Raw genomic sequence first — 19,125 nt, 5'->3', positions numbered from 1 at the left:
GAACACCGGGAGCAGGAACGTGAGCGAGCCCGAGGCGGGAGGACGGCACCGCCGTCCCGAGGGCGATGCGGCCGCCGGGCCGATCGGCGCGGAGGACGTGCTGGCCGGTGCTCCCGCCCCGGCGCCGGCTCCCCAGCGGCCGCGACGCGAGCGGCCGTCGCCGTGGAACCGGCCACGCGACCGGGTGATCGCGGTCGCGATCACCGTCGTCGTGGTCGTCACCGGCGTCGTCATCTGGGCCGGTAGCGCGAACCGCGCGACGACCCAGGAGACGTCCGCGCCGGGCACTCCCCTGCCGCCCTCGCCCGCGACGGTGCCGGCGACGCTGCGTGAGCTGTGGCAGGCGCCCAGCGACGCGGCCCCGGTCCCGATCGCCGAGGGCACGGCGGTGGCGACCGCGAACGGCGGTGAGATCGCCGGTCGCGACCCGCTCACCGGCGCGGTGCGCTGGCGCTACGCCCGCGACCTGACGTTGTGCACCGCCGCCGAGGCCTGGGGCCGGGTGCTGGCGGTGTACCGCAAGGACGGGGTGAACGGCGAGTCCGGCTGCTCCGAGGTGGTCGGGCTCGGCATCGACACCGGGCTGCGCAAGGCGCAGCGCACCGGCAGCGCACCGCTGGGCACGCGGCTGGTGACCGACGGCAGCCAGGTCACCGCGACCGGGTCCGAGCTGCTCGTGACCTGGCGGGACGACCTCGTGGAGACCAACGAGTACGGCGAGGTCCCCGCCCTGGTGAACCCCGGCAAGCAGCCGCGCACCGGGTGCACGTACGGGTCGGTCGCGATGGCGTCCGGGCGGATCGGCGTGATCGAGCGCTGCCCCGGCGATCCGGGTGACCGGCTGACGGTGATGAAGGCCGTGCCGAAGGAGTCGGACGAGCCGCAGGTGTCGTTCAGCGCGATCGTGGCCGGGCACAACGCGAAGCTGGTCGCGATGTCCGGTGACTACACGGCGGTCGCGCTGCCGGACCAGCGGCTGCTGGTGCGGTACGACGCCGACGGCGAGCAGACGGCGGCGTACCCGCTGGACGTGCCGGCGTCGGACCTGGCGCAGGACCCGGTGGGCCTGGCGCCGGTCACGTCGACCACGTCGGCGAACGTGTACTGGTTCACCGGCTCGAAGACGATGGCGCTGTCCCGGGACAATCTCACTGCACTGTGGACGTTGAACAGCGCGCTGGGGCCGGGCATCACGTTCGCGCACCAGCTGGTCGTGCCGATCCAGGGCGGGCTGGCGGTGCTCAACGAGTCGGACGGGTCGACGATCCGCACCATCGCGGTGGACCGGCACGGCTACACCGGACCGGTGCGCCTGGCCGCGCTCGGACCGGTGCTGTTCGAGCAGCGCGGGAACACGCTGGTCGCGTTGTCGTGACCGGTCAGCTCACGCCGCACGGGGCCGAGAAGGTGCGGCTGCGGGGCCTGGCGGCGCTGCGCACACCGGCTCCCGCGACGGCGACGGCCGTCCTGGTGCCCGGGTACACGGGGTCCAAAGAGGACTTCGCCCCGCTGCTGGACGGCTTGGCGGACGGTGGTTTCCGCGCGGTCGCGATCGATCTGCCGGGCCAGTTCGAGTCGCCCGGCCCCCCGGACGAGAAGGCTTATCTGCCGTCCGCGCTGGGTTCGGTGGTGGCCGAGCTGATCGAAGACATCGAGGGGCCGGTGGTGTTGCTCGGCCACTCCTACGGCGGGCTGGTCGCGCGGGCGGCGGTGCCGCCGGGCGCGCCGGTCGTGGGGTTGACGTTGCTGGACAGCGGCCCCGGCGAGTTGCCCGACGGCGCGCGGCGGCGGGCGCTGGGGGCGGGTGAGCCGGTGTTGCGGACGTCCGGGCTGGACGAGGTGTACCGGGTGCGGGAGCAGGTGAGCGCGCGGTCACCGATGTGGGCGGCGATGCCGGCGGACCTGAAGGAGTTCCTGCGGTTGCGGTTCCTGGCGTCGAGCCCGGTGGGGTTGCTGGGCATGGCCGACGGCCTGCGGACCGAGCCGGACCTGGTGGACGCCCTCGCCGCGACGGGCGTCCCGACGCTGGTGGTCGCGGGCGAGTGGGACGACGCGTGGAGCGTGGCGGCGCAGCGCGAGATGGCCGCGCGGCTGGGCGCGCCGTTCGAACTCATCCGCGGCGCCGCGCACTCCCCGAACACCGAAAACCCGGCCGCGTTGCTGCGGGTGCTGCTACGCGCGTGGCGGGAGTGGCTGGGTTAGGCCCACCAGAAGGTCCACAACGCGCCGGCGAGGATCATCAGCACCGCGAGCCCGGCGGCGCCGGCGAGAACCCCGTCCTTCCGATCGGCGACGCGCTGCGCGAGAAGGGCCAGCACGGCGGCCGCCGGGTGGGCGATCATCGGCGCGGCACCCGGCCCGGGGACGTCGAGGAAGGCGCACAGCAGCCCGGCGCCGAGCACGAGCACAGCCAGCGCGACGAGCCCGGCCGCCAGCGAGCCGGTGAGCCCGCGCCACCGCCGGGCCGTCCGGCTCCGGCCACGCGCCGGGGCCAGCTCCAGCTCTTCGGTGTCCGTCATGTCCTCGCTCACCCTGTTCCACTCCTCGACCGGGACCCCCGAGGATTCCACCATGCCCGCGACGGGCCGAATCGGGACCACCCGCACCGGGGATCCCGGTCAGGCGCGCGGCCCGAGGAACAGGCCGCCACTGGCGTCGATGACCTGACCGGTGATCCAGCGCGCCGCGTCGGAGGCGAGGAACGCGACCACGTCGGCGATGTCGCCGGGTTCGCCGAGGCGGTTCAGCGCCGTCGAGCCGGCGATGAACTCGGCCAGGCCCGGGGCCTCGAACGCGGAACCGTTGGTCGCCGTCCGCGTGGCGCCGGGAGCGACCGCGTTCACCGTGATGCCCCGGGCACCGAGTTCGTTGGCCAACGTCATGCTCATCGTTTCCACGGCCCCCTTCGTCATGGCGAACGAGGTCTGGGCCGGGTTGGCCATCCGGGTCGCGACCGACGAGATCGTGATGATGCGGCCGCCGTCGCGGAACAGCGGCAACGCGCGCTGGATGATGAAGTACGGCGCACGCACGTTGACGGCGAAGAGGTGGTCGAACTCGGTCCGCGTCGTGGCTCCGAGCGGTCCGGCGGGTGCGGCCGCGGCGTTGTTGACGAGGATGTCCAGCGGCCGCCCCGCCAGGGCGGACTCGACGCCCGCGAAGAGCGTTTCGACGTCGTCGTCCACACCCAGCCGCGCCCCGACGGCGAACGCGCGCCCACCGTCGCGTTCGATCTCGGCGACCGTCGCCGCCGCGCCCTCGGCGTCCGTGCCGAAGTGCACGACCACCACCGCCCCCTGCGCGGCGAGGCGAGCCGCGATCGCCCGTCCGATGCCACGCGATGCCCCGGTCACCAAAGCCGTTCGCACACCGATCACCCCAGTCTGTTAGCTGCCACCGAATTGTTAGTGACTACCATTGCGGTACTGTCTACCAGGTGGCTGAGCGGCAATCAACGTTGCGGGCGCGACAACGAGCCGAAACGCAGCGCGTGATCCAGGCGCACGCGGTGCGGTTGTTCACCGAACGCGGCTACGACGCGACGACCGTGAACGAGGTCGCCGAGGCCGCGGGTGTTTCGGCGATGACCGTGTACCGGCACTTCCCCACGAAGGAAGACCTCGTGCTCGCCGACCAGCACGGCGGGCTCGTCGCCGAGCGGCTCGCCGCGACTTCGCCGGCGCAGCCGCTGGTCCGCCGGATCGGCAGGGCACTCGTCGACGCGACGGCGACGCTGACCGAGGGTGACCCCGCGACGAGGCGGCACCTGCTCGCGCGTCTCCGGCTGATGATCTCGGCACCGGCACTGCGGGCCAGGCACCTGGACAACCACTACGCCCTGCAGGAGGCGATCGTGGACGCCCTCGGCGTGACCGACCCCGAGGGGACGTTCCAAGCCCGAGCAGCGGCCGGAGCCTGTCTGGCCGCGATGCACACGGCGCTGGTGCGCTGGGCCGAGGAGGACGGGAAGACCTCGCTACCGGCCCTCATCGCGCAAGCACAAGCCGCCGCCTTCGGCGACAACCCCGCGGAGGATGGCGCGACCTGACTCTGGAGTTTCCGAGGGAATTCGTGCCGCGGCCGGCCGGTCACCCCATCGGCGGCTGGGCGAGAACCACCCGGCACCGCAACCCCCACGACCTCGACCCACACCAGCCGACCGCCCAGTCCACACCTACGGCGCCAACGACCCCCACGGCCCGCCTCACACACCAGCCACGCGGTCAGCCCCCACACCTACGGCGCCAGCAACCGCCACCGCCCGCTGCCGAGCGGGGCTCCTGAGCCCGGCCTCGCCCCTACGGCGCCAGCAGCTCCCACGGCTTCGCCGCCGCGGCGGCCGCCTGTCCGGCCTCGCAGCTGGGGCGGAAGTCGCACCAGCCGCAGCGGCGGTCGGGGCGGGCGGGGAACAGCACGTCGCCGTCGCCGCCGGCTTCCAGGGTGTCCGTGGCCAGCCGGACGTCCTCCGCGGTCTCCTCCGCGCGCCGCAGGTGCCGCCGCAGGCTGTCCGGCGTGTGCGTCGCCTCCGCGACCGTGCCGCTGGGCAGGTGGTGCAGCTCGACCTTCGTGCACGGGCGCCGCAACGTCCGCTCGGCCGCCACCGCGTACATCGCCAGCGCCTGCGAGCTGCGGGCCTCGTACTCGTCCGGCGCGCGGCGGCCCGTCTTGTAGTCCACGATCACCAGCTCGCCGCCGCGCTGGTCGATCCGGTCCGCGCGGCCCTCGATGATCATCGACGCCGGCTGCCCCGGCTCCGGGTTCACCGGCGCCGACACCCAGCGCTCGATGCCCACCGGATCGCTGGTCACGTCGTGCTGCTCGACGTACTCGGCCACCCACTGCTTGGCACGCGCGCGGTACGTCGCGGCTTGCTCGGCGTCGGCGAAACCGGCGTCCTGCCAGTGCTCCGACAACAGCGCCGCGGCGCGCTCCGGCGTGCGGCGCGCGGGCGGCAGGTCGAACAGCGCACGCAACGCGTTGTGCACGACCGCGCCGAGCGTGCTGTGCGCCCACGGCCCCGTGCGCTGCGGGGTCGGCCGGTCGAGGTAGGCCAGGCGATACCGGCGCGGGCAGTCCGCGAAGGTGGCCAGCCGCGCCGGGCTCACCTTCGTCAACCGCCGCGGCTGGACCGCGAACTCGAACCCCAGTTGCTCCACGCTCGCTACGGTACGCACCACCTCCGACACTTTCGGCTCCGCCCGCGCCCCGCTGCGCATATGATCTGGGCGGTTGGCATTCGGATCAGGGGGCAGTGCGTGTTGACGTTCGAAACGGCGCCGGCCGAACTGGACATCCTCGACGAGGAACTGGGCCTCGGGAGGTTCGTCTACCCGCACAAGGTCCCGTTCGTGAGCGGGACCCGGACCGAGCGGGCCGAGCAGCGGCGGCGCGTGTTCGAGCACTGGCACCGGCTCGGACGCATGTCGCGGGACCGGCTGCACCCCGAGTTCGAGGACCTGCTGCGGCTGTGGGCGCGGCCCGAGGTGCTCGTCACCCAGGTCGTGGCCGAGCTGACCACCGACGCGCAGATCCTGGCGCGCGGCGGCTGGGCCGGCGAACACGGCGTGCTGAGCCGCCAGACCGGCGACGACGTCACGTTCCACGAGCTGCGTGCGGGCCAGGTGCTCCCGCAACTGCTCGACCCGCTGCCGGAGGTGCCGCCGGTGCGCATCGCGCCCGTCAACTACGTGTCGCAGCCCCGCGGCGGCGATCTGTTCGGCGGCGGGGAGCCGCCGCGGGAGAAGCGCGTCGCGGACCGGTACTTCGCGGCGCCGCCGCTGCGGGCCGGGGTGGTCTCGTGCTCGGTCCGCGGCGTCGACACCGGCCGCCTGACCTGGTTCGACACACCCGACGGCCGGTTCTTCACCACGGTCGAGCAGCTGCCCGACGGCGCCCAGCGGCACACGTTCACCCCGGCCGACCGGGCGCGCATCGGCCAGTGGGTGCGGGACCGGGTCAACCAGCACCTGACCGCGGTGCATCGCTGACACCAGGGGAGGAAGTCATGACGCAGCCCGACAACGGGTACTCGCGGCGCCGGTACGAGTCGGAGGTCTACGCCGAAACCGCGGGGAAGTCCGCCGGCAAGTTCTTCGGGCCGGACGCCGAGGCGGTCGCGGGCGACTACTCGGTCAAGTCCGGCCAGATCTACACGCGGAAGCTGCAGGCCGAGGGCGGCGCCTACCGCGACGGCCTGCCGCCCTCGGACCAGCTCTACGAGAGGGTGCCGCACGAGCAGCTGAAGTCCATGGTCACCGACGGTGTCTCCCCGGAGGAGGTCGACGAGCAGGGCACCATCGTCAACGACCTCGGCAACGCCTTCGGCGAGATGGCCTCCGCGCTCCGGCAGGGTGTCGCCAAGGAGCAGGCCGGCTGGCAGGGCGACGGCGCGAACTCCGCCTTCGGCTACTTCAACACGCTCGCGACGTGGGCGGACAGCTCGAAGGACGCGGCCTTCCTGTCGGCCAACCGCTATTCGCAGACCTCCGCGGCCCTCTCTCAGGCGCGCAACAGCATGCCGGAACCGGCGGGCCGGTCGGTCGAGGAATCGGTCGCCGCCGCCCGGCAGCAGCTCGCGGGCGGGGACTGGCAGGCCGCCACCGCCACCATGAACGACATGCAGAACCAGGCCTTACTCCAGCACCAGGCCCAGCAGGAGGCCGCGGCGGTCCTGGCGCAGCGGGACCTGATGCTGCACTCCGGCGGCTCGACCCAGCCCGTGTACGCGACTCCGACCGCGCAGCCCGACACCGGCGGGACGACGACCCCGCAGTTCGCCGCCAACGACAGCACCATCGCGTCGAGTTCGGGCGGGGTCGGCCCCATGGGTGGTTCGCCGGGCGGGGTGCGGACCGTCGGGAGCATCGCGTCGCCCACGGTGCCGCTGCCGGGCGCCGGACCGACCACCGGTGCGTCACCGGCCGCCGGTTTCGCCGACCACGCCGGTGGCTGGGGCCGCTCCCCCGGCACGACGGTTCCCGGCAGCTCGGGGACCTCGGCCGGGGCGGGCATGATGCCGATCGCGCCGGGCCAGGCCGACCAGACCCGCACGTCACCGCGCCCGGGTGCGGGTGCGGGCCCGGGCGGTGTCCCGCCGCGGGCAGGCGTGGGTGGCCGGGCCGCCGGTGGCGCGGCGGGCCGTCTCGGCGGCGCCGCGGGCCAGGAACCGGCGGCGGGCCGCAAGGCCGGGGTCGGTGAGCCGGGCGCTCGGGCCGCCGCGGAGAGCGCGAACAGCGGCCGCGCCGGAGCGGCGGGCAAGGCCGGCGCGTCCGGGACGGGCCTGGCCGGTCCGGCAGGCAACTCGAAGAAGGAGGAGGACAAGGACCACGAACGGCCCGCGTACCTGCTCGAAGACGATCCGGACAGCATCTTCGGCCACGAGGGCGGCACCGACGAGAACGGCAACCGCATCAGCCCGCCGGTGATCGGCGGCTGACACCTGCGCGTCGCCGGTGGAGCGTCAGCCGCCCTCGATGAAGCCGCGCACCGAGTTCGCGACCAGTTCCACGGCGATCGCGGCCAGCAGCAGACCCGCGATCTTCGCCAGCAGCGTGATACCGCTTTCCTTGATGAGCCGGATCACCACGCCGGAGAACCGCATGCACGCGTAGATCACGATGTGCACCGCGACGATCGCGCAGGCCAGCGCCACGTACGCGCCCACGTGCCCGGCCGCCTGCCGCACGAAGACGATCGTCGCGGCGATCGCTCCCGGGCCCGCCAGCAGCGGCGTGCCCAGCGGCACCAGGGCGACGTTCACGTCCTCCACCACGTTCGGCTCGCTCGTCGCGCCGCGGCCGGTCAGCAGGTCCAGCGCGATGAGCAGCAGGAGCAGCCCGCCCGCCCCCTGCAGCGCGGGCACCCCGATCCCCAGGTAGGCCAGGATCGCCTGCCCCGCGATCGCGAACAGCGAGATCACCAGCAGCGACACCAGCACCGCCTGCCGCGCCGCCCGCGCCCGCACGGCGGGCGGCTTGCGGCCGACCAGACTGAGGAACACCGGCACGGTCCCCGGCGGGTCCATGATCACGACCAGCGTGATCGACGCCTCCAGGAACAGCTTCGCGTCGAAGAAGTCGGCGACCGCCAAGGTCAGCCCACCACGATCCGCGCGCCGGACGCCTTGTCGATGAGCGCCTCGAACTGCTCGGGATCGGTGTTCTCCGCACCGATCGGGATCGTCTTGTTCGTGCCGTGGTAGTCGCTGGACCCGGTCTGCACCAGCCCCAGCTCATCGGCCAGCCCGCGCAGCTCGGCGCGCGTGGCCTCGTCGTGGTTGGGGTGGTCGACCTCGAGCCCGGTCAGCCCGAGCTCCGCCAGCCCGACGATGTACTCCGCCGACACGATCCGCCCGCGGCTGCGCGCGAACGGGTGCGCGAACACGGTCACGCCACCGGCCTCGGCGATCATCTCGATCGCCCGCTCCACCGGCGTGTCCTGCCGCGGCAGGTAGTAGCCGCGGCCGGCGCCCAGGTACTCGGCGAACGCCTGGTCCACGCTCGTCACCAGCCCGGCCCGCACCAGGGCCTGCGCGAGGTGCGGACGGCCGGCCGGGGAGTCCGGGCCGAGCGATTCGAGCAGCTCGTCGGCGTCGATCGGCAGGCCGTCGGCCTGCATCCGCACCGCCATCGCCCGCAGCCGGGTGCGGCGCTCCTGCCGCAGCCGGGTCTGCTCGGCCACGATCGCCGGGGACGCCGGGTCGAACAGGTAGGCCAGCAGGTGGATGCTGACGCCGAAACTGCTCACGCACGACAGCTCGGCGCCGGGCACGAGCGTGAGACCCGGCGGCAGCGCCGCGGCCGCCGCGGCCCAGCCTGCCGTGGTGTCGTGGTCGGTCAGCGCGACCACGTCGAGCCCCGCGGCGGCGGCCGTGGCCACCAGTTCGGCCGGCGTGTCCGTGCCGTCCGACACGGTGGAGTGGGTGTGCAGATCGATGCGCATCGGAATCATTGTCGCCTACCCGGCCGGCACACGGCCGACCAGGCACGACGACACCTCAACCGACGATCTTCTTGCCGCGCGCCAGGCGCTGGGCCTTGATCATGGAGAAGCGCTCGCTCTGCTTGTGCTTGTCGCCGAAGACGAGTTCGGAGATGGTGTCGTAGAACTCCTCCGGGCTCGGCAGGAACTCGATCCGGTTCAGCGCCTGGATCTGACCGGCCGACTCGACGACGACCGTGCCGTAGCCGAACATCCGGCCCCACGCCGAGCGTTCGTAGGTCAGGTCGGTGACCTTCGAGATCGGCATCATCGCGACCTTGGTGGTGATGACGCCGCTGGTGAGCACGAACCGCTTGTCGGTCACCACCAGGCGTTCGACCCACCACTCGATGACCTTGAACGCGTACACGACGACCACGAGCAGCGCCGCGTACCAGAGGATGTTCTGGACCACCCACAGGGACGGTGGCAGCAGGTAGGACACCATCACGCAGATCGCGAGCAGGGCGATCGTCTCGAAGGTGTCCCAGGCCAGGAAGGCCCAGTGCCTGCGGACCCGAACCACGCGCCGCTCGGTGTCGAGCAGGTACTCGTCGGGATCCCGGGGGGCGAACATCAAGCCAGCCTATCCGGCCGCCTACGAAGTGAACACGTTGCTGACGAAGGTGATGACGGCCTCGGCCGATTCACGCAGGAAGTCGACGATGTTGCTGACCAGGTTGGCCGCGTTGCCCGGCTGGGCGATCACGAAGAACAGCACCAACGCGATACCCACGAGCCCGGCAATCTTCTTCGCGTTCACAACGATCAATCCCGTCTCTTACTCCGGCATCGGACTGGCAAGCTCACCAGTAACGTTGTACCGCACTCCGCAGGGTTACGGGAGGTAAGTCCCGCGCTTGGGTCAGTGTCCGGCTGTGATCTAATCGGTTGGTTACTCTCCGCGTCCGGCGGGACCGGGTTAGGCTGCCCTCATGAGCGGGATTCGCCCGGTGTCCGTGCGGTGCGTAGGCGGGATCTTGCACGATCACGAGGGCCGGTTGCTGCTCGTCCAGCGCGCGAACGAGCCCGGACGCGGACTGTGGTCGATCCCCGGCGGACGCGTCGAACCGGGCGAAACGGACAGTGAGGCCCTGGTCCGGGAGATGCGCGAGGAGACCGGTCTCGTGGTCCGGCCGGGCGCGCTGGCGGGGCACGTGGTCCGCGGCCGCTACGAGATCTACGACTACGTCTGCCAGGTGGAGAGCGGTTTCCTGCAGGCGGGCGACGACGCGGCCGACGTGCGCTGGGTCGACGAAGCGACCTTCACGGCGCTCGCGCTGACCGATGGGCTGGCGGACACACTGCGTGGCTGGGAGATGCTGCCGCGCTGCTGAGGGCGCTTTCCGGCAGCGGAACCCAGGGCCACTTCTCCGGGCGAGGAGCGGCCCCGGGCGGCACCCCACTCGCGGCGACGCCCACCTTTCTTCGCAGCAGCGACTCGGCAGCCGAGGCGACACCTCGGCTGCGGCGAAACCGCCACCTCACCGGGCCACTACGCGGCGACCCGGCCAGCACACCGCCACCAGCGACACCCCAACCTCCCCCGCAGCAGCAACTCGGCTGCCGAGGCGACGCCTCGGCTGCGGCGAAAATCGCTGCTCGCGGCGGCCTGTCGGCTGTGGCGAGCCGACGGAAACGCGCTGCCTTCGTGCCGAGCCGCCCCGCAGGGGCGCGTTGTTCCCGCGGAGCGAGCCGCCTCCGCGCTGCTGAGGGCGCTTTCAGCCCTGGATGCGGCTCTCCGCGCCACTCCAGTCCCGTTCGCGCAGCTGGAACTTCTGGATCTTCCCCGTCGAGGTCTTCGGCAGCGCCGCCACGAACTCCACCCGGTCCGGCACCTTGAAGCGCGCGATCTGCTCCCGCACGTGCGACCGCAGCTCCTCGGCCGTCACCGCGGCCCCGGGGCGCAGCACGACGTACGCCTTGGGCCGCTCGCCCCACTTCTCGTCCGGGACGCCGACCACCGCGACCTCCGCGACGGCCTCGTGCGAGTCCAGCGCCGCCTCCACCTCGATCGTCGAGATGTTCTCGCCGCCCGAGACGATGATGTCCTTCGCCCGGTCACGCAGCTGGATGTAGCCGTCCGGGTGCCACACGCCCAGGTCGCCGGAGTGGAACCAGCCGCCGCGAAACGCTTTCTCCGTCGCCTCGGGGTCGGCGAAGTAGCCGGACATCACGTTGTTCCCGCGCATCACGACCTCGCCCATCGTGACGCCGTCGCGGGGCACGTCGCGCATCTGCTCGTCCACCACGCGGATCCCGTCGGTCACCAGCATCCCGACGCCCTGCCGCGCCATCAGCCTGCTCCGCTCGGCGATGTCGAGCTTGATCCACCCCTCCTGCGCCTCGCACACCGTGTACGGGCCGTACGTCTCGGTCAGCCCGTACACGTGCACCAGCCGCGCGCCCAGGTCCGTCATCCGCCGGATCACGGTCGGCGACGGCGGCGCCCCGGCCGTGGTCACCACGACCTCGCGCGACAGCGGATGCGCCCCGGAGTAGCCCGCGATCGTGTTCAGCACCGTCGGCGCGCCGTTGAGGTGCGTGATGCCCTCGCCGTCCAGCAGCCGCCAGATCTCCGCCGCGTCGACCGCCCGCAGGCACACGTGCGTGCCGCCGATCGCGGTGACCGCCCACGTCGTGCACCAGCCGTTGCAGTGGAACATCGGCAGCGTCCACAGGTACTTCGACTCCGGCGAATGACCCGAATGGATGATCTCGGCGAGCGAGTTCAGGTACGCGCCCCGGTGGTGGTACTGGACGCCCTTGGGCCGTCCCGTCGTCCCGGAGGTGTAGTTGATCGAGATCGTCGACCGCTCGTCCGCGACGCGCCACGGCAGCGGCTCGTCGCTGCCGCGCGCCAGCAGCTCGTCGTAGGTGATGCCGCCGACGGCCGGATCCGGCGCGGCGCCGTCGACCACCGTCACGATGTCCACGCCGGCGTCCGGCGGCACCGAGGCGTGCAACGCGGCGTCCACGACCAGCACCTTCGCCCCGGAGTGCTGGAGGATGTAGCGGATCTCGGCCGGCGCGAGCCGGGTGTTGATCGCGACCAGCACCGCGCCGGCGAGCGGCACCGCGAAGTGCGCGACCAGCATCTCCGGGATGTTCGGCAGCAGGTACGCCACGCGGTCCCCGGGCTCGATACCGCTCGCCCGCAGCGCCCGCGCCACGCGCGTCGCCTCGGCGGCGAACTCGCGGTAGGTCACGCGGCGCTCGCCGTAGACGATGGCCTCCTTGTCGGCGAAGACCTCGGCGGAGCGCTCCAGGAACGCCAGCGGGGTGAGCGGGGTGAACCACGTGTCCTCAGCCATGACCACATCCTCACCGCAGTGGACCCGGCCACACAACAGCTAGGCGGCCAGCCAGGTCATCCGGGCGCCGTAGCGCGTGGTGCGGGCCAGGGCGACGGCGTCCCAGCCGTCCGCGGTGCGCCGCGCCAGCCCGAGCGTCGTCAGGCCGTCCCGGGCGAAGGCCAGCTCGTCCCGGCCCGGCAGCACCGCGGACAGCCCGTGCTCGTACGTCTCGTCCATGACCCACCACAGTGGACGCGTCTGGCCCAGCGCGGCCATGCGGGACAGGAACTCGGCGCGGTCGGCGTCCGGAATGTGGCCCATGGTCCGGCTGGTGAGCACCACCAGCGGCAGGTCCGCGGGCACCCGGGACACCGCCTCGTCGAACCCGCCGACCGCGCCCGCGGCGATGATCTCCGGCGGCGACTTGCGCTGCGCCAGCGCCGCCGCCCGCAGCAGCCGCACCCGGTCCGGCTGGTCGGCCCACACGCACGCCTCCAGCCACGCCAGCTCGTCCTCATCGGACAGATCCAGCGGCGCCGGGTCGAGCCCGACCCGCGAGGCGACGGTCAGCTTCTTCGGCAGCTTCGGCAGCACCGCGCCGGGCGCCAGGTCGAGCGCGCAGTGCAACCCGACGGCAGCCTTGGCCGGCCCGGCGACCAGCTGCTCGCCACCGTCGCACTGGTACCGGTAGGCGAACCTGTCCATCCCCAGCAGCAACCCGCCCGCGGTGCCGACCTCGATCAACGCGATCTTGCCGCCGGCCTGCTTGGCGGCCATCGCGACCCCGGGGAAGGCCGACGCGGCCCGGCGCACCTCGTTGTTCGCCAGCGACTTCGACGCGAGCATCCCGGCCGCGTCGTCCGCGTGCGCGAGCAGGAACTCGCGGAACACCGGCCAGGTCTGGCCGTCGACGCCGTCGAACCCGCCCAGCGACGGGTAGTAGCGCGAGAGCGGGTGGATCGGGTCGGCCTGGATGAGCCGGTGCGCGACCGCGAACAGCAGCGCCGGGCTCGCCCCGCCGGGCGCGGCGGCCAGCAGGCCGGCCACCTCGTCGTCCTCGGCGGCCTTCGACGCGAGGTGCTCGTAGAGCGGCGACTCGCCCGCCGCGCTCCCGGCGAACTCGCTCAGCTGCCGCTTGGCTTCGGCCAACCCGATCGTCACGCGCTCTCCCTCACTCGTGCGGAACGGGACGGCCCGGTTGCTCGCCCCCACGCGCCTCACCGTAGTTCTGCTTCGGCACCAGGACCTTGCGGCGGAAGATGCACACGATCGTGCCGTCCTGCTTGTAGCCCCGGGTCTCCACGTACACCACGCCCCGGTCGTCCTTCGACTTCGACGGGGTCTTGTCCAGCACCTCGGTCTCACCGTAGATGGTGTCACCGTGGAAGGTCGGCTTGACGTGCCGCAGCGACTCGATCTCCAGGTTCGCGATCGCCTTGCCCGACACGTCCGGCACCGACATGCCCAGCAGCAGCGAGTAGACGTAGTTGCCCACCACGACGTTCTTGCCGAAGTCGGTGGTCTCGGCCGCGTAGTGCGCGTCCAGGTGCAGCGGGTGGTGGTTCATGGTGAGCAGGCAGAACAGGTGGTCGTCGTACTCGGTCACCGTCTTGCCGGGCCAGTGCTTGTACACCGCGCCCACCTCGAACTCCTCGAAATACCGCCCGAACTGCACCGCTCGACCTCCCTGCGGGTAACGCCACACCGACCTGGAGCGACGTCAACTGATGTTGAGGAGTACCCTCGGCCAATGGAGGCGGTGCGTCAACGCGACAGCCGCCACGTTGCCGGTCCGGCTGGAGGAGGTGAGGAACGCACGATGAGTAGTGGCGATAGTCCGCTCCCTAGTAAACCCAGCGTTTCCCTCCGCATGGCCGGAATCCTCTCCGGTCGTTAGGTCTCTTTTCGCCCGGGAAAACGCTGGTCAGTGCCGAGCGGACGCATTCCTGCCCGCCCGGCGGTCGTGGTACGCACTGCGAAAGCCAGGAGATCCCATGCCTGCGATTCCCTCCCTCGGTGGCCTGCGCGGCCGGGGCAACGGCCGGTCGACCCGGGTCGAGCCGCCCGTGCCGGTCCCGGTGTCGGCCTACATCGTCGACTGCGCCGTGTACGTCGACGGCGAACGGCTGCCCGGGCGCTGGACGCACGCCGAGGCCATCAAGGAGGTCCGGCGCCGGCGTGACGGGTTCGTCTGGATCGGCCTGCACGAGCCCGACCAGCAGCAGATCCAGGGCATCGCGGAGGTCTACGGCCTGCACGAGCTGGCCGTCGAGGACGCCGTGCAGGCGCACCAGCGGCCGAAGCTGGAGCGCTACGACGACACGTTGTTCATGGTGCTCAAGACGGTCCGCTACGTCGAGCACGAGTCGCCCACCACGGCCAACGAGATCGTGGAGAGCGGCGAGCTGATGGCGTTCCTCGGGCTGGACTTCATCATCACCGTCCGGCACGGGGCGCACTCCGGGCTGGCCCGGCTGCGCCGCGAGCTCGACGAGGACCCGGAGCGGCTGGTGAACGGCCCGGCCGCGGTGCTGCACGCCATCACCGACCTCATCGTCGACCAGTACCTGGAGGTCACCTCGTCGATCGAGGAGGACATCGACGAGATGGAGGCGCGCGTGTTCGCGCCGCGGTCGACGGTCAGCGCGGAGCAGATCTACCTCATGAAACGCGAGGTGCTGGAGCTGCGCCGGGCGGTGTTGCCGCTGGTCACGCCGGTGCGCCGGCTGGCCGAGGGGTTCACCCGGCTGGTGCCCGACGAGGTCCGGTCGTACTTCCGCGACGTCGACGACCACCTGACCACCGTGTCGGAGCGGGTGGGCAACTTCGACGAGCTGCTGACGACGCTGGTGAACGCGACGGTCGCCAAGATCACGCTCCAGCAGAACAGCGACATGCGCAAGATCACCTCGTGGGCGGCGATGATCACGGTGCCCACGATGATCGCGGGTATCTACGGCATGAATTTCGACTACATGCCGGAATTGCGCTGGCAGTACGGCTATCCGGCGGTTCTCGTCATGATTCTCGGGATCTGCCTGCTTCTTTACCGAATATTCAGGAAGAACAACTGGCTGTAGCCCATTCCTGAAGTGTTCGATGAAAGGAGTCGACTCATGACCAGACTGCTCACGAGCGTGAAGTTCTGGGCGCTCGCGTTGACCCTGACGTGGATCGCGGTGGTGGCGGTCCTGATCGCGGACCACCCGGAACTCGCGCAGGCCCGCTGAGGAGTCCCTATCGTGGACCCATGCGCGCACTGGTGGTCGCCGACGAGGTCGACGAGCGGCTGTGGGCCGGTATCGGCCCCGGCTGCGACGTCGGCCTCGTCCTGGCCGCCGGTGACCTGCCGTTCGACTACCTGGAGTTCCTGACCGACGCGCTGGGCGGTGTGCCGTGCGTGTTCGTGCCCGGCAACCACGACCCGGACCTGTCCGGGTTCACCCGCCACGGCGGCCTGTTCCTGCGGGCCGGGTTCCCGCAGGCGTGGCCCGGTCCGGCCGGTGGCATCAACGCCGACGGCCGCGTGGTCGACGTGTGCGGTCTGCGGATCGCGGGGCTGGGCGGCTCGGTCCGCTACAACGACGGGCCGAACCAGTGGACCCAGGCGCAGCAGGCCCGCCGCGCCCGGGGCCTGGTCCGGCAGGCGGCGCGCCGGCGGCGCCGCGACGGCCGCGGCGTCGACTTCCTGCTGACGCACGCCCCGCCGCGCGGCGTCGGCGACCGCGAAGACCCGCCGCACCGCGGCTTCGACTGCCTGCACCCGGTGGTCGAGCGGATGCGGCCGGACTGGTTGCTGCACGGCCACATCCACCCCTACGGCGAACACCCCCGGGAGCACCGGATGGGCGAGACCCGAGTCCGCAACGTCGTCGGCAAGCACCTCATCGAGTTCACCCCGCACGAGGTGCGGACGTGACCCCCGCGCGCGACACCGGCTTCCCCCGCGCCGACGCCGAACACGACTTCCTGCGCGCCCGGCGGCGGCAGGTGCTGTCCCGGCTGGCGAACTGGCTGCGCCGGGAACCCGACGACGTCAACATCATGCTGCCGTTCGACGAGGTCGTGGACGCGCTGGGGTACGCGGGCGAGCGGCGGATCGGGCGGCGGGTGATCCCGCTGAACTCGATCGTCGGCAGCGTGGACCGGGGCCGCGACTTCGACCGCCGGTTCCGGCCCACGTCCGGCCGGGTGCGGGAGCGCTGGGAACGGCTCGCGCTGGCCGCCCGCCGCGGCGAGCACATCCCGCCGATCGAGGTGTACCGGGTCGGTGACCTGCACTTCGTGATCGACGGGCACCACCGCGTGTCGGTCGCCTACGCGCTCGGGCTGGAGACCATCGAGGCGTCGGTGACCGAGGTGCACACCAAGCTCGACCCGAAGGGCATCCGCTACCGGGGCGACCTGATCGTCAAGGACTACCGGCGGCTGTTCCTGTCGCGGGTGCCGCTGACCGGCGAGGCGCGCGCGGCGATCGTGGTGAGCGACCCGTGGGACTACGCGCACCTCGGTGAGCACGTCGAGGCGTGGGGGTTCCGGCTCATGCAGGCGGAGGGCAAGTTCCTCGACCGCGCGACGATCGCCCGGCGCTGGTACGACGAGGAGTACCTGCCGGTGGTGGAGATGATGCGGCAGGCGGAGCTGATCGGGGACCGCACCGAGGCCGAGGCGTACATGTGGGTCGCGGGCGAGCGCTACCGGCTGATCCGGCAACACCGCTGGGACGACGAGGTCATCGAAGCGCTGCGGGCCCGCCGGCGCTGAAGGCCGGCGCCGCTGCCCGGCCCCGCAGCGCGCGCCGCACGCCGAGGCCCCCGGTCAATCCGGGCGGCGGCGCCGGGCGGCCCCGCAGCCTGCGGAACGCCGCATCACTGAGAGCGCGACCGAACACCGGCCCGAAGCCCAGCGAGCCCGCCGACGGTGAGACCCCCGGTCACCGCGGCCTGCGGAATGCGGCATCACCGAGGACGCGCCGCACGCCATCGCCGAAGCCCACCTCACAACGCGGCAGGCTGCGGCACCGCCCGACCCCGCAGCCTGCCGAACACCGCACCGCCGACGGCGCGCCGCACACCATCACCGAAGCCCACCTCACAACGCGGCAGGCTGCGGCACCGCCCGGCCCCGCAGCCTGCGGAACACCGCACCGCCGACGGCGCGCCGCACACCATCACCGAAGCCCACCTCACAACGCGGCAGGCTGCGGCACCGCCCGGCCCCGCAGCCTGCGGAACGCCGCATCGCTGAGGGCGCGGCCGCACACGGTCACCGAGCCCACGCACTGGCCGTCCGCGTCCAGGATCCGTACGTCGTAGCGTGGCCGGTTGCCTCGGGTGCCGGTCTTCGCCCAGCTCAGGACCGCTCCGGTGGACGGGCCGGCGGGCACCGTGGCGGCCAGCCGCGTCAGCACGAACCGGGTGCCCTCCTGCCGCTGGTTGTCCGCGTACTCCAGGAGCGTCACGAACTGCCGCGCCGCCTCGATCAGCCGTTCCGCGGTCCGCCCGCCGTCGAGGTGGTGTCCGGCCGGCGGCGGCAGCACGGTGACGCGCCAGTCCTGCTCGCTCTCGGCGAGGTCGCCGACGACCACGTTCTCCGCCCGGCGGCGGTGCACCAGCCGCCGATCGACGGGCCGCACCACCCGGCGCGGATCCTCCGCCGAATCCACGGGCCACTCGACGGCAGCGCCCACCTCGACCGCGCCGGAACCGGCAGACCGCACCGGATCCTCCACCGAATCCACGGGCCACTCGACGGCAGCGCCCACCTCGACCGCGCCGGAATCGGCAGGCCACGGCGGATCCCCCAGCGAACCCAGGGGCCACTCAGCAGTGGCGCCCACCTCGATCGTGCCGGTCATGATCGTCCGCCCCTCCTGACCGGCCTCCACCCGCCACCGCCCGGTGCTCGACTCGCTCGGCTCGGCGGTCAGCTGGACCGGCGCGTCCAGTTTCCCCATGCCCCGGAAGTCGAGCGTCAGGACTACAGCGGGCTCCGCCCCGGCCGGGCGCACGAGGTCCAGCGCGGCGCTCAGGAGCAGCATCCCGGGCAGGTGGTCGAGCTCGTGGTCGAAGAAGAACGGGTCGTCGAGGTCGGCCACGAGTTCCCGGGTTCGCCGCCACCGGTCGACCACGAGCACGTCCGCCAGCGGCGCCCGCCGGGCCGGCCGGAACGGGCCGCCGTCGTGGTAGGCGGTCGGGATCAGGGCACCCTGGCGGATCCCCGGCGGGAGACCGAGGATCTCCGCGACCTCGGCCTCCCGCCGCAGGTGACAGGTGGTCCACACGGTGCCGAGACCGCGGGCCCGCGCGGCGAGCAGGTAACTCCACGCGGCCGGGAGCAGCGAGCCCCACAGACCGGCCTGGCTGCCCTCGGGCAGCCGCGACGCGACGAGGCACGGCAGCACCAGCACCGGCACCCGGTGCAGGTTGTCGGCGAGGAACCGGGCGCTGTCCAGGTCCCGGGACGGCCCGGGGTCGCCCAGCTCGGCGACGTATTCGGCGAAGCACCACCGGTAGACCTCGGCGATGCGCGCGCGCTGCTCCGCGTCCCGCACCACGATCCACCGCCACGGCTGCCGGTTCCCGCCGCTGGGCGCCTGCACGGCGACCTCCAGGCACTCCCGGATCACCTCCGGCGCGACGGGCCGGTCGAACCGCAACCGCCTCCGAACCGCACGGGTGGTGGTCAGCACCTCGTCGATCGGCAACGTCATCGGAATCCCCTTCCGCGATACCAACGGTGATTCGACATTACCGAATAATCCATCACTCTTGTGGGTTAAATCACAGCGTTCTCCGGGCACGAAAGAGGGCCACCCCTCCGCCAGGAGAAGTGGCCCTCGTCGCGCCGG

General features: G+C 72.2%; 20 protein-coding genes. 9 read left to right on the top strand and 11 right to left on the bottom strand.

Features of this window, described 5'->3' with window-relative positions:
* Positions 1–19 precede the first annotated feature (19 nt).
* Positions 20–1,375 carry an Rv3212 family protein gene (locus D0D15_RS05195; protein ID WP_094006838.1) on the top strand — a complete coding sequence of 452 codons (1,356 nt, stop codon included), beginning with the start codon at positions 20–22 and terminating at the stop codon, positions 1,373–1,375.
* Positions 1,372–2,202, top strand: coding sequence for an alpha/beta fold hydrolase (locus D0D15_RS05190; protein WP_115944278.1), 831 nt, complete (start codon positions 1,372–1,374; stop codon positions 2,200–2,202). The genes D0D15_RS05195 and D0D15_RS05190 overlap by 4 nt, the downstream gene beginning before the upstream one ends.
* Here the strand turns inward: D0D15_RS05190 and D0D15_RS05185 are convergent.
* Both D0D15_RS05185 and D0D15_RS05180 read right to left on the bottom strand, forming a co-directional pair.
* Positions 2,199–2,519: a hypothetical protein gene (locus tag D0D15_RS05185; RefSeq protein WP_233157374.1), complete on the bottom strand. Its 321-nt coding sequence runs from the start codon at positions 2,517–2,519 to the stop codon at positions 2,199–2,201. The genes D0D15_RS05190 and D0D15_RS05185 overlap by 4 nt on opposite strands.
* Positions 2,520–2,618: 99 nt before the next feature.
* Positions 2,619–3,377: an SDR family oxidoreductase gene (locus tag D0D15_RS05180; protein ID WP_094006841.1), complete on the bottom strand. Its 759-nt coding sequence runs from the start codon at positions 3,375–3,377 to the stop codon at positions 2,619–2,621.
* A gap of 113 nt (positions 3,378–3,490) precedes the next feature.
* Here D0D15_RS05180 and D0D15_RS05175 point away from each other — a divergent pair, with 113 nt between their 5' ends.
* A complete protein-coding gene (locus D0D15_RS05175; RefSeq protein WP_233157375.1) occupies positions 3,491–4,048 on the top strand; it encodes a TetR/AcrR family transcriptional regulator in 558 nt (185 codons plus the stop codon).
* A gap of 250 nt (positions 4,049–4,298) precedes the next feature.
* Here D0D15_RS05175 and D0D15_RS05170 read toward each other — a convergent pair whose 3' ends face one another.
* Positions 4,299–5,156: a RecB family exonuclease gene (locus tag D0D15_RS05170; RefSeq protein WP_094006843.1), complete on the bottom strand. Its 858-nt coding sequence runs from the start codon at positions 5,154–5,156 to the stop codon at positions 4,299–4,301.
* Positions 5,157–5,255: 99 nt separating this feature from the next.
* Here D0D15_RS05170 and D0D15_RS05165 point away from each other — a divergent pair, with 99 nt between their 5' ends.
* Both D0D15_RS05165 and D0D15_RS05160 read left to right on the top strand, forming a co-directional pair.
* On the top strand, positions 5,256–5,987 hold the full coding sequence (locus D0D15_RS05165) for an ESX secretion-associated protein EspG (protein WP_094006844.1): 732 nt from the start codon (positions 5,256–5,258) through the stop codon (positions 5,985–5,987).
* A gap of 17 nt (positions 5,988–6,004) precedes the next feature.
* Positions 6,005–7,435 carry a hypothetical protein gene (locus D0D15_RS05160; protein ID WP_115944277.1) on the top strand — a complete coding sequence of 477 codons (1,431 nt, stop codon included), beginning with the start codon at positions 6,005–6,007 and terminating at the stop codon, positions 7,433–7,435.
* A 24-nt stretch (positions 7,436–7,459) separates the two neighbouring features.
* Here D0D15_RS05160 and D0D15_RS05155 read toward each other — a convergent pair whose 3' ends face one another.
* Genes D0D15_RS05155 through D0D15_RS05140 form a run of 4 tightly spaced genes read right to left on the bottom strand, consistent with a single transcriptional unit; the run spans position 7,460 to position 9,715 of the window.
* Positions 7,460–8,089: a MarC family protein gene (locus D0D15_RS05155; protein ID WP_094006846.1), complete on the bottom strand. Its 630-nt coding sequence runs from the start codon at positions 8,087–8,089 to the stop codon at positions 7,460–7,462.
* 2 nt (positions 8,090–8,091) lie between these two features.
* Entirely contained in the window at positions 8,092–8,949 is an 858-nt protein-coding gene (locus D0D15_RS05150; RefSeq protein ID WP_094006847.1) for a PHP domain-containing protein, read from the bottom strand.
* A 46-nt stretch (positions 8,950–8,995) separates the two neighbouring features.
* Positions 8,996–9,556 carry a PH domain-containing protein gene (locus D0D15_RS05145; RefSeq protein WP_017986943.1) on the bottom strand — a complete coding sequence of 187 codons (561 nt, stop codon included), beginning with the start codon at positions 9,554–9,556 and terminating at the stop codon, positions 8,996–8,998.
* Between the two features lie 21 nt (positions 9,557–9,577).
* Positions 9,578–9,715, bottom strand: coding sequence for a hypothetical protein (locus tag D0D15_RS05140; RefSeq protein ID WP_162830497.1), 138 nt, complete (start codon positions 9,713–9,715; stop codon positions 9,578–9,580).
* Between the two features lie 199 nt (positions 9,716–9,914).
* Between D0D15_RS05140 and D0D15_RS05135 the strand changes: the two genes are divergently transcribed.
* Positions 9,915–10,316 carry an NUDIX hydrolase gene (locus D0D15_RS05135; RefSeq protein WP_094006848.1) on the top strand — a complete coding sequence of 134 codons (402 nt, stop codon included), beginning with the start codon at positions 9,915–9,917 and terminating at the stop codon, positions 10,314–10,316.
* A gap of 384 nt (positions 10,317–10,700) precedes the next feature.
* On the opposite strand, the gene D0D15_RS05130 is transcribed toward D0D15_RS05135, so the two are convergent.
* From D0D15_RS05130 to D0D15_RS05120, 3 genes are read right to left on the bottom strand one after another with little or no spacing between them, the layout of a single operon-like run.
* Positions 10,701–12,293: an acyl--CoA ligase family protein gene (locus tag D0D15_RS05130; protein WP_094006849.1), complete on the bottom strand. Its 1,593-nt coding sequence runs from the start codon at positions 12,291–12,293 to the stop codon at positions 10,701–10,703.
* A gap of 39 nt (positions 12,294–12,332) precedes the next feature.
* Positions 12,333–13,436: a DUF2332 domain-containing protein gene (locus tag D0D15_RS05125; RefSeq protein WP_162830500.1), complete on the bottom strand. Its 1,104-nt coding sequence runs from the start codon at positions 13,434–13,436 to the stop codon at positions 12,333–12,335.
* A 10-nt stretch (positions 13,437–13,446) separates the two neighbouring features.
* Positions 13,447–13,950, bottom strand: coding sequence for a MaoC family dehydratase (locus tag D0D15_RS05120; protein ID WP_094006851.1), 504 nt, complete (start codon positions 13,948–13,950; stop codon positions 13,447–13,449).
* A 319-nt stretch (positions 13,951–14,269) separates the two neighbouring features.
* Between D0D15_RS05120 and D0D15_RS05115 the strand changes: the two genes are divergently transcribed.
* From D0D15_RS05115 to D0D15_RS05105, 3 genes are all read left to right on the top strand, one after another.
* Positions 14,270–15,355, top strand: a complete 1,086-nt coding sequence (locus D0D15_RS05115; RefSeq protein ID WP_094006852.1) for a magnesium and cobalt transport protein CorA — start codon at positions 14,270–14,272, stop codon at positions 15,353–15,355.
* 170 nt (positions 15,356–15,525) lie between these two features.
* Complete coding sequence (locus D0D15_RS05110; protein WP_115944276.1) at positions 15,526–16,194, top strand: metallophosphoesterase family protein; 669 nt, start codon at positions 15,526–15,528, stop codon at positions 16,192–16,194.
* The gene (locus D0D15_RS05105; protein ID WP_094006854.1) at positions 16,191–17,039 is read left to right on the top strand and encodes a ParB N-terminal domain-containing protein; all 849 of its coding nucleotides are present in this window, start codon (positions 16,191–16,193) and stop codon (positions 17,037–17,039) included. The genes D0D15_RS05110 and D0D15_RS05105 overlap by 4 nt, the downstream gene beginning before the upstream one ends.
* A gap of 421 nt (positions 17,040–17,460) precedes the next feature.
* On the opposite strand, the gene D0D15_RS37550 is transcribed toward D0D15_RS05105, so the two are convergent.
* Positions 17,461–18,987 (bottom strand): nitroreductase family protein, encoded by a 1,527-nt coding sequence (locus D0D15_RS37550; RefSeq protein WP_115944275.1) that lies wholly within the window; start codon positions 18,985–18,987, stop codon positions 17,461–17,463.
* Between the last annotated feature and the right edge of the window lie 138 nt (positions 18,988–19,125).

This window comes from Amycolatopsis thermalba (genome assembly GCF_003385215.1).
In the GTDB taxonomy this organism is placed as follows: domain Bacteria; phylum Actinomycetota; class Actinomycetes; order Mycobacteriales; family Pseudonocardiaceae; genus Amycolatopsis_E; species Amycolatopsis_E thermalba.
The sequence above is the reverse complement of the archived record's forward strand: the minus strand, read 5'-3'. Positions and strand labels throughout refer to the sequence as shown.

Coding starts and splice junctions, on each gene's coding strand:
- D0D15_RS05135 (WP_094006848.1), top strand. CDS start 9,915: ATGAGCGGGATTCGCCCGGTGTCCGTGCGGTGCGTAGGCGGGATCTTG.
- D0D15_RS05115 (WP_094006852.1), top strand. CDS start 14,270: ATGCCTGCGATTCCCTCCCTCGGTGGCCTGCGCGGCCGGGGCAACGGC.
- D0D15_RS05145 (WP_017986943.1), bottom strand. CDS start 9,556: ATGTTCGCCCCCCGGGATCCCGACGAGTACCTGCTCGACACCGAGCGG.
- D0D15_RS05150 (WP_094006847.1), bottom strand. CDS start 8,949: ATGATTCCGATGCGCATCGATCTGCACACCCACTCCACCGTGTCGGAC.
- D0D15_RS05110 (WP_115944276.1), top strand. CDS start 15,526: ATGCGCGCACTGGTGGTCGCCGACGAGGTCGACGAGCGGCTGTGGGCC.
- D0D15_RS37550 (WP_115944275.1), bottom strand. CDS start 18,987: ATGACGTTGCCGATCGACGAGGTGCTGACCACCACCCGTGCGGTTCGG.
- D0D15_RS05160 (WP_115944277.1), top strand. CDS start 6,005: ATGACGCAGCCCGACAACGGGTACTCGCGGCGCCGGTACGAGTCGGAG.
- D0D15_RS05130 (WP_094006849.1), bottom strand. CDS start 12,293: ATGGCTGAGGACACGTGGTTCACCCCGCTCACCCCGCTGGCGTTCCTG.
- D0D15_RS05185 (WP_233157374.1), bottom strand. CDS start 2,519: ATGACGGACACCGAAGAGCTGGAGCTGGCCCCGGCGCGTGGCCGGAGC.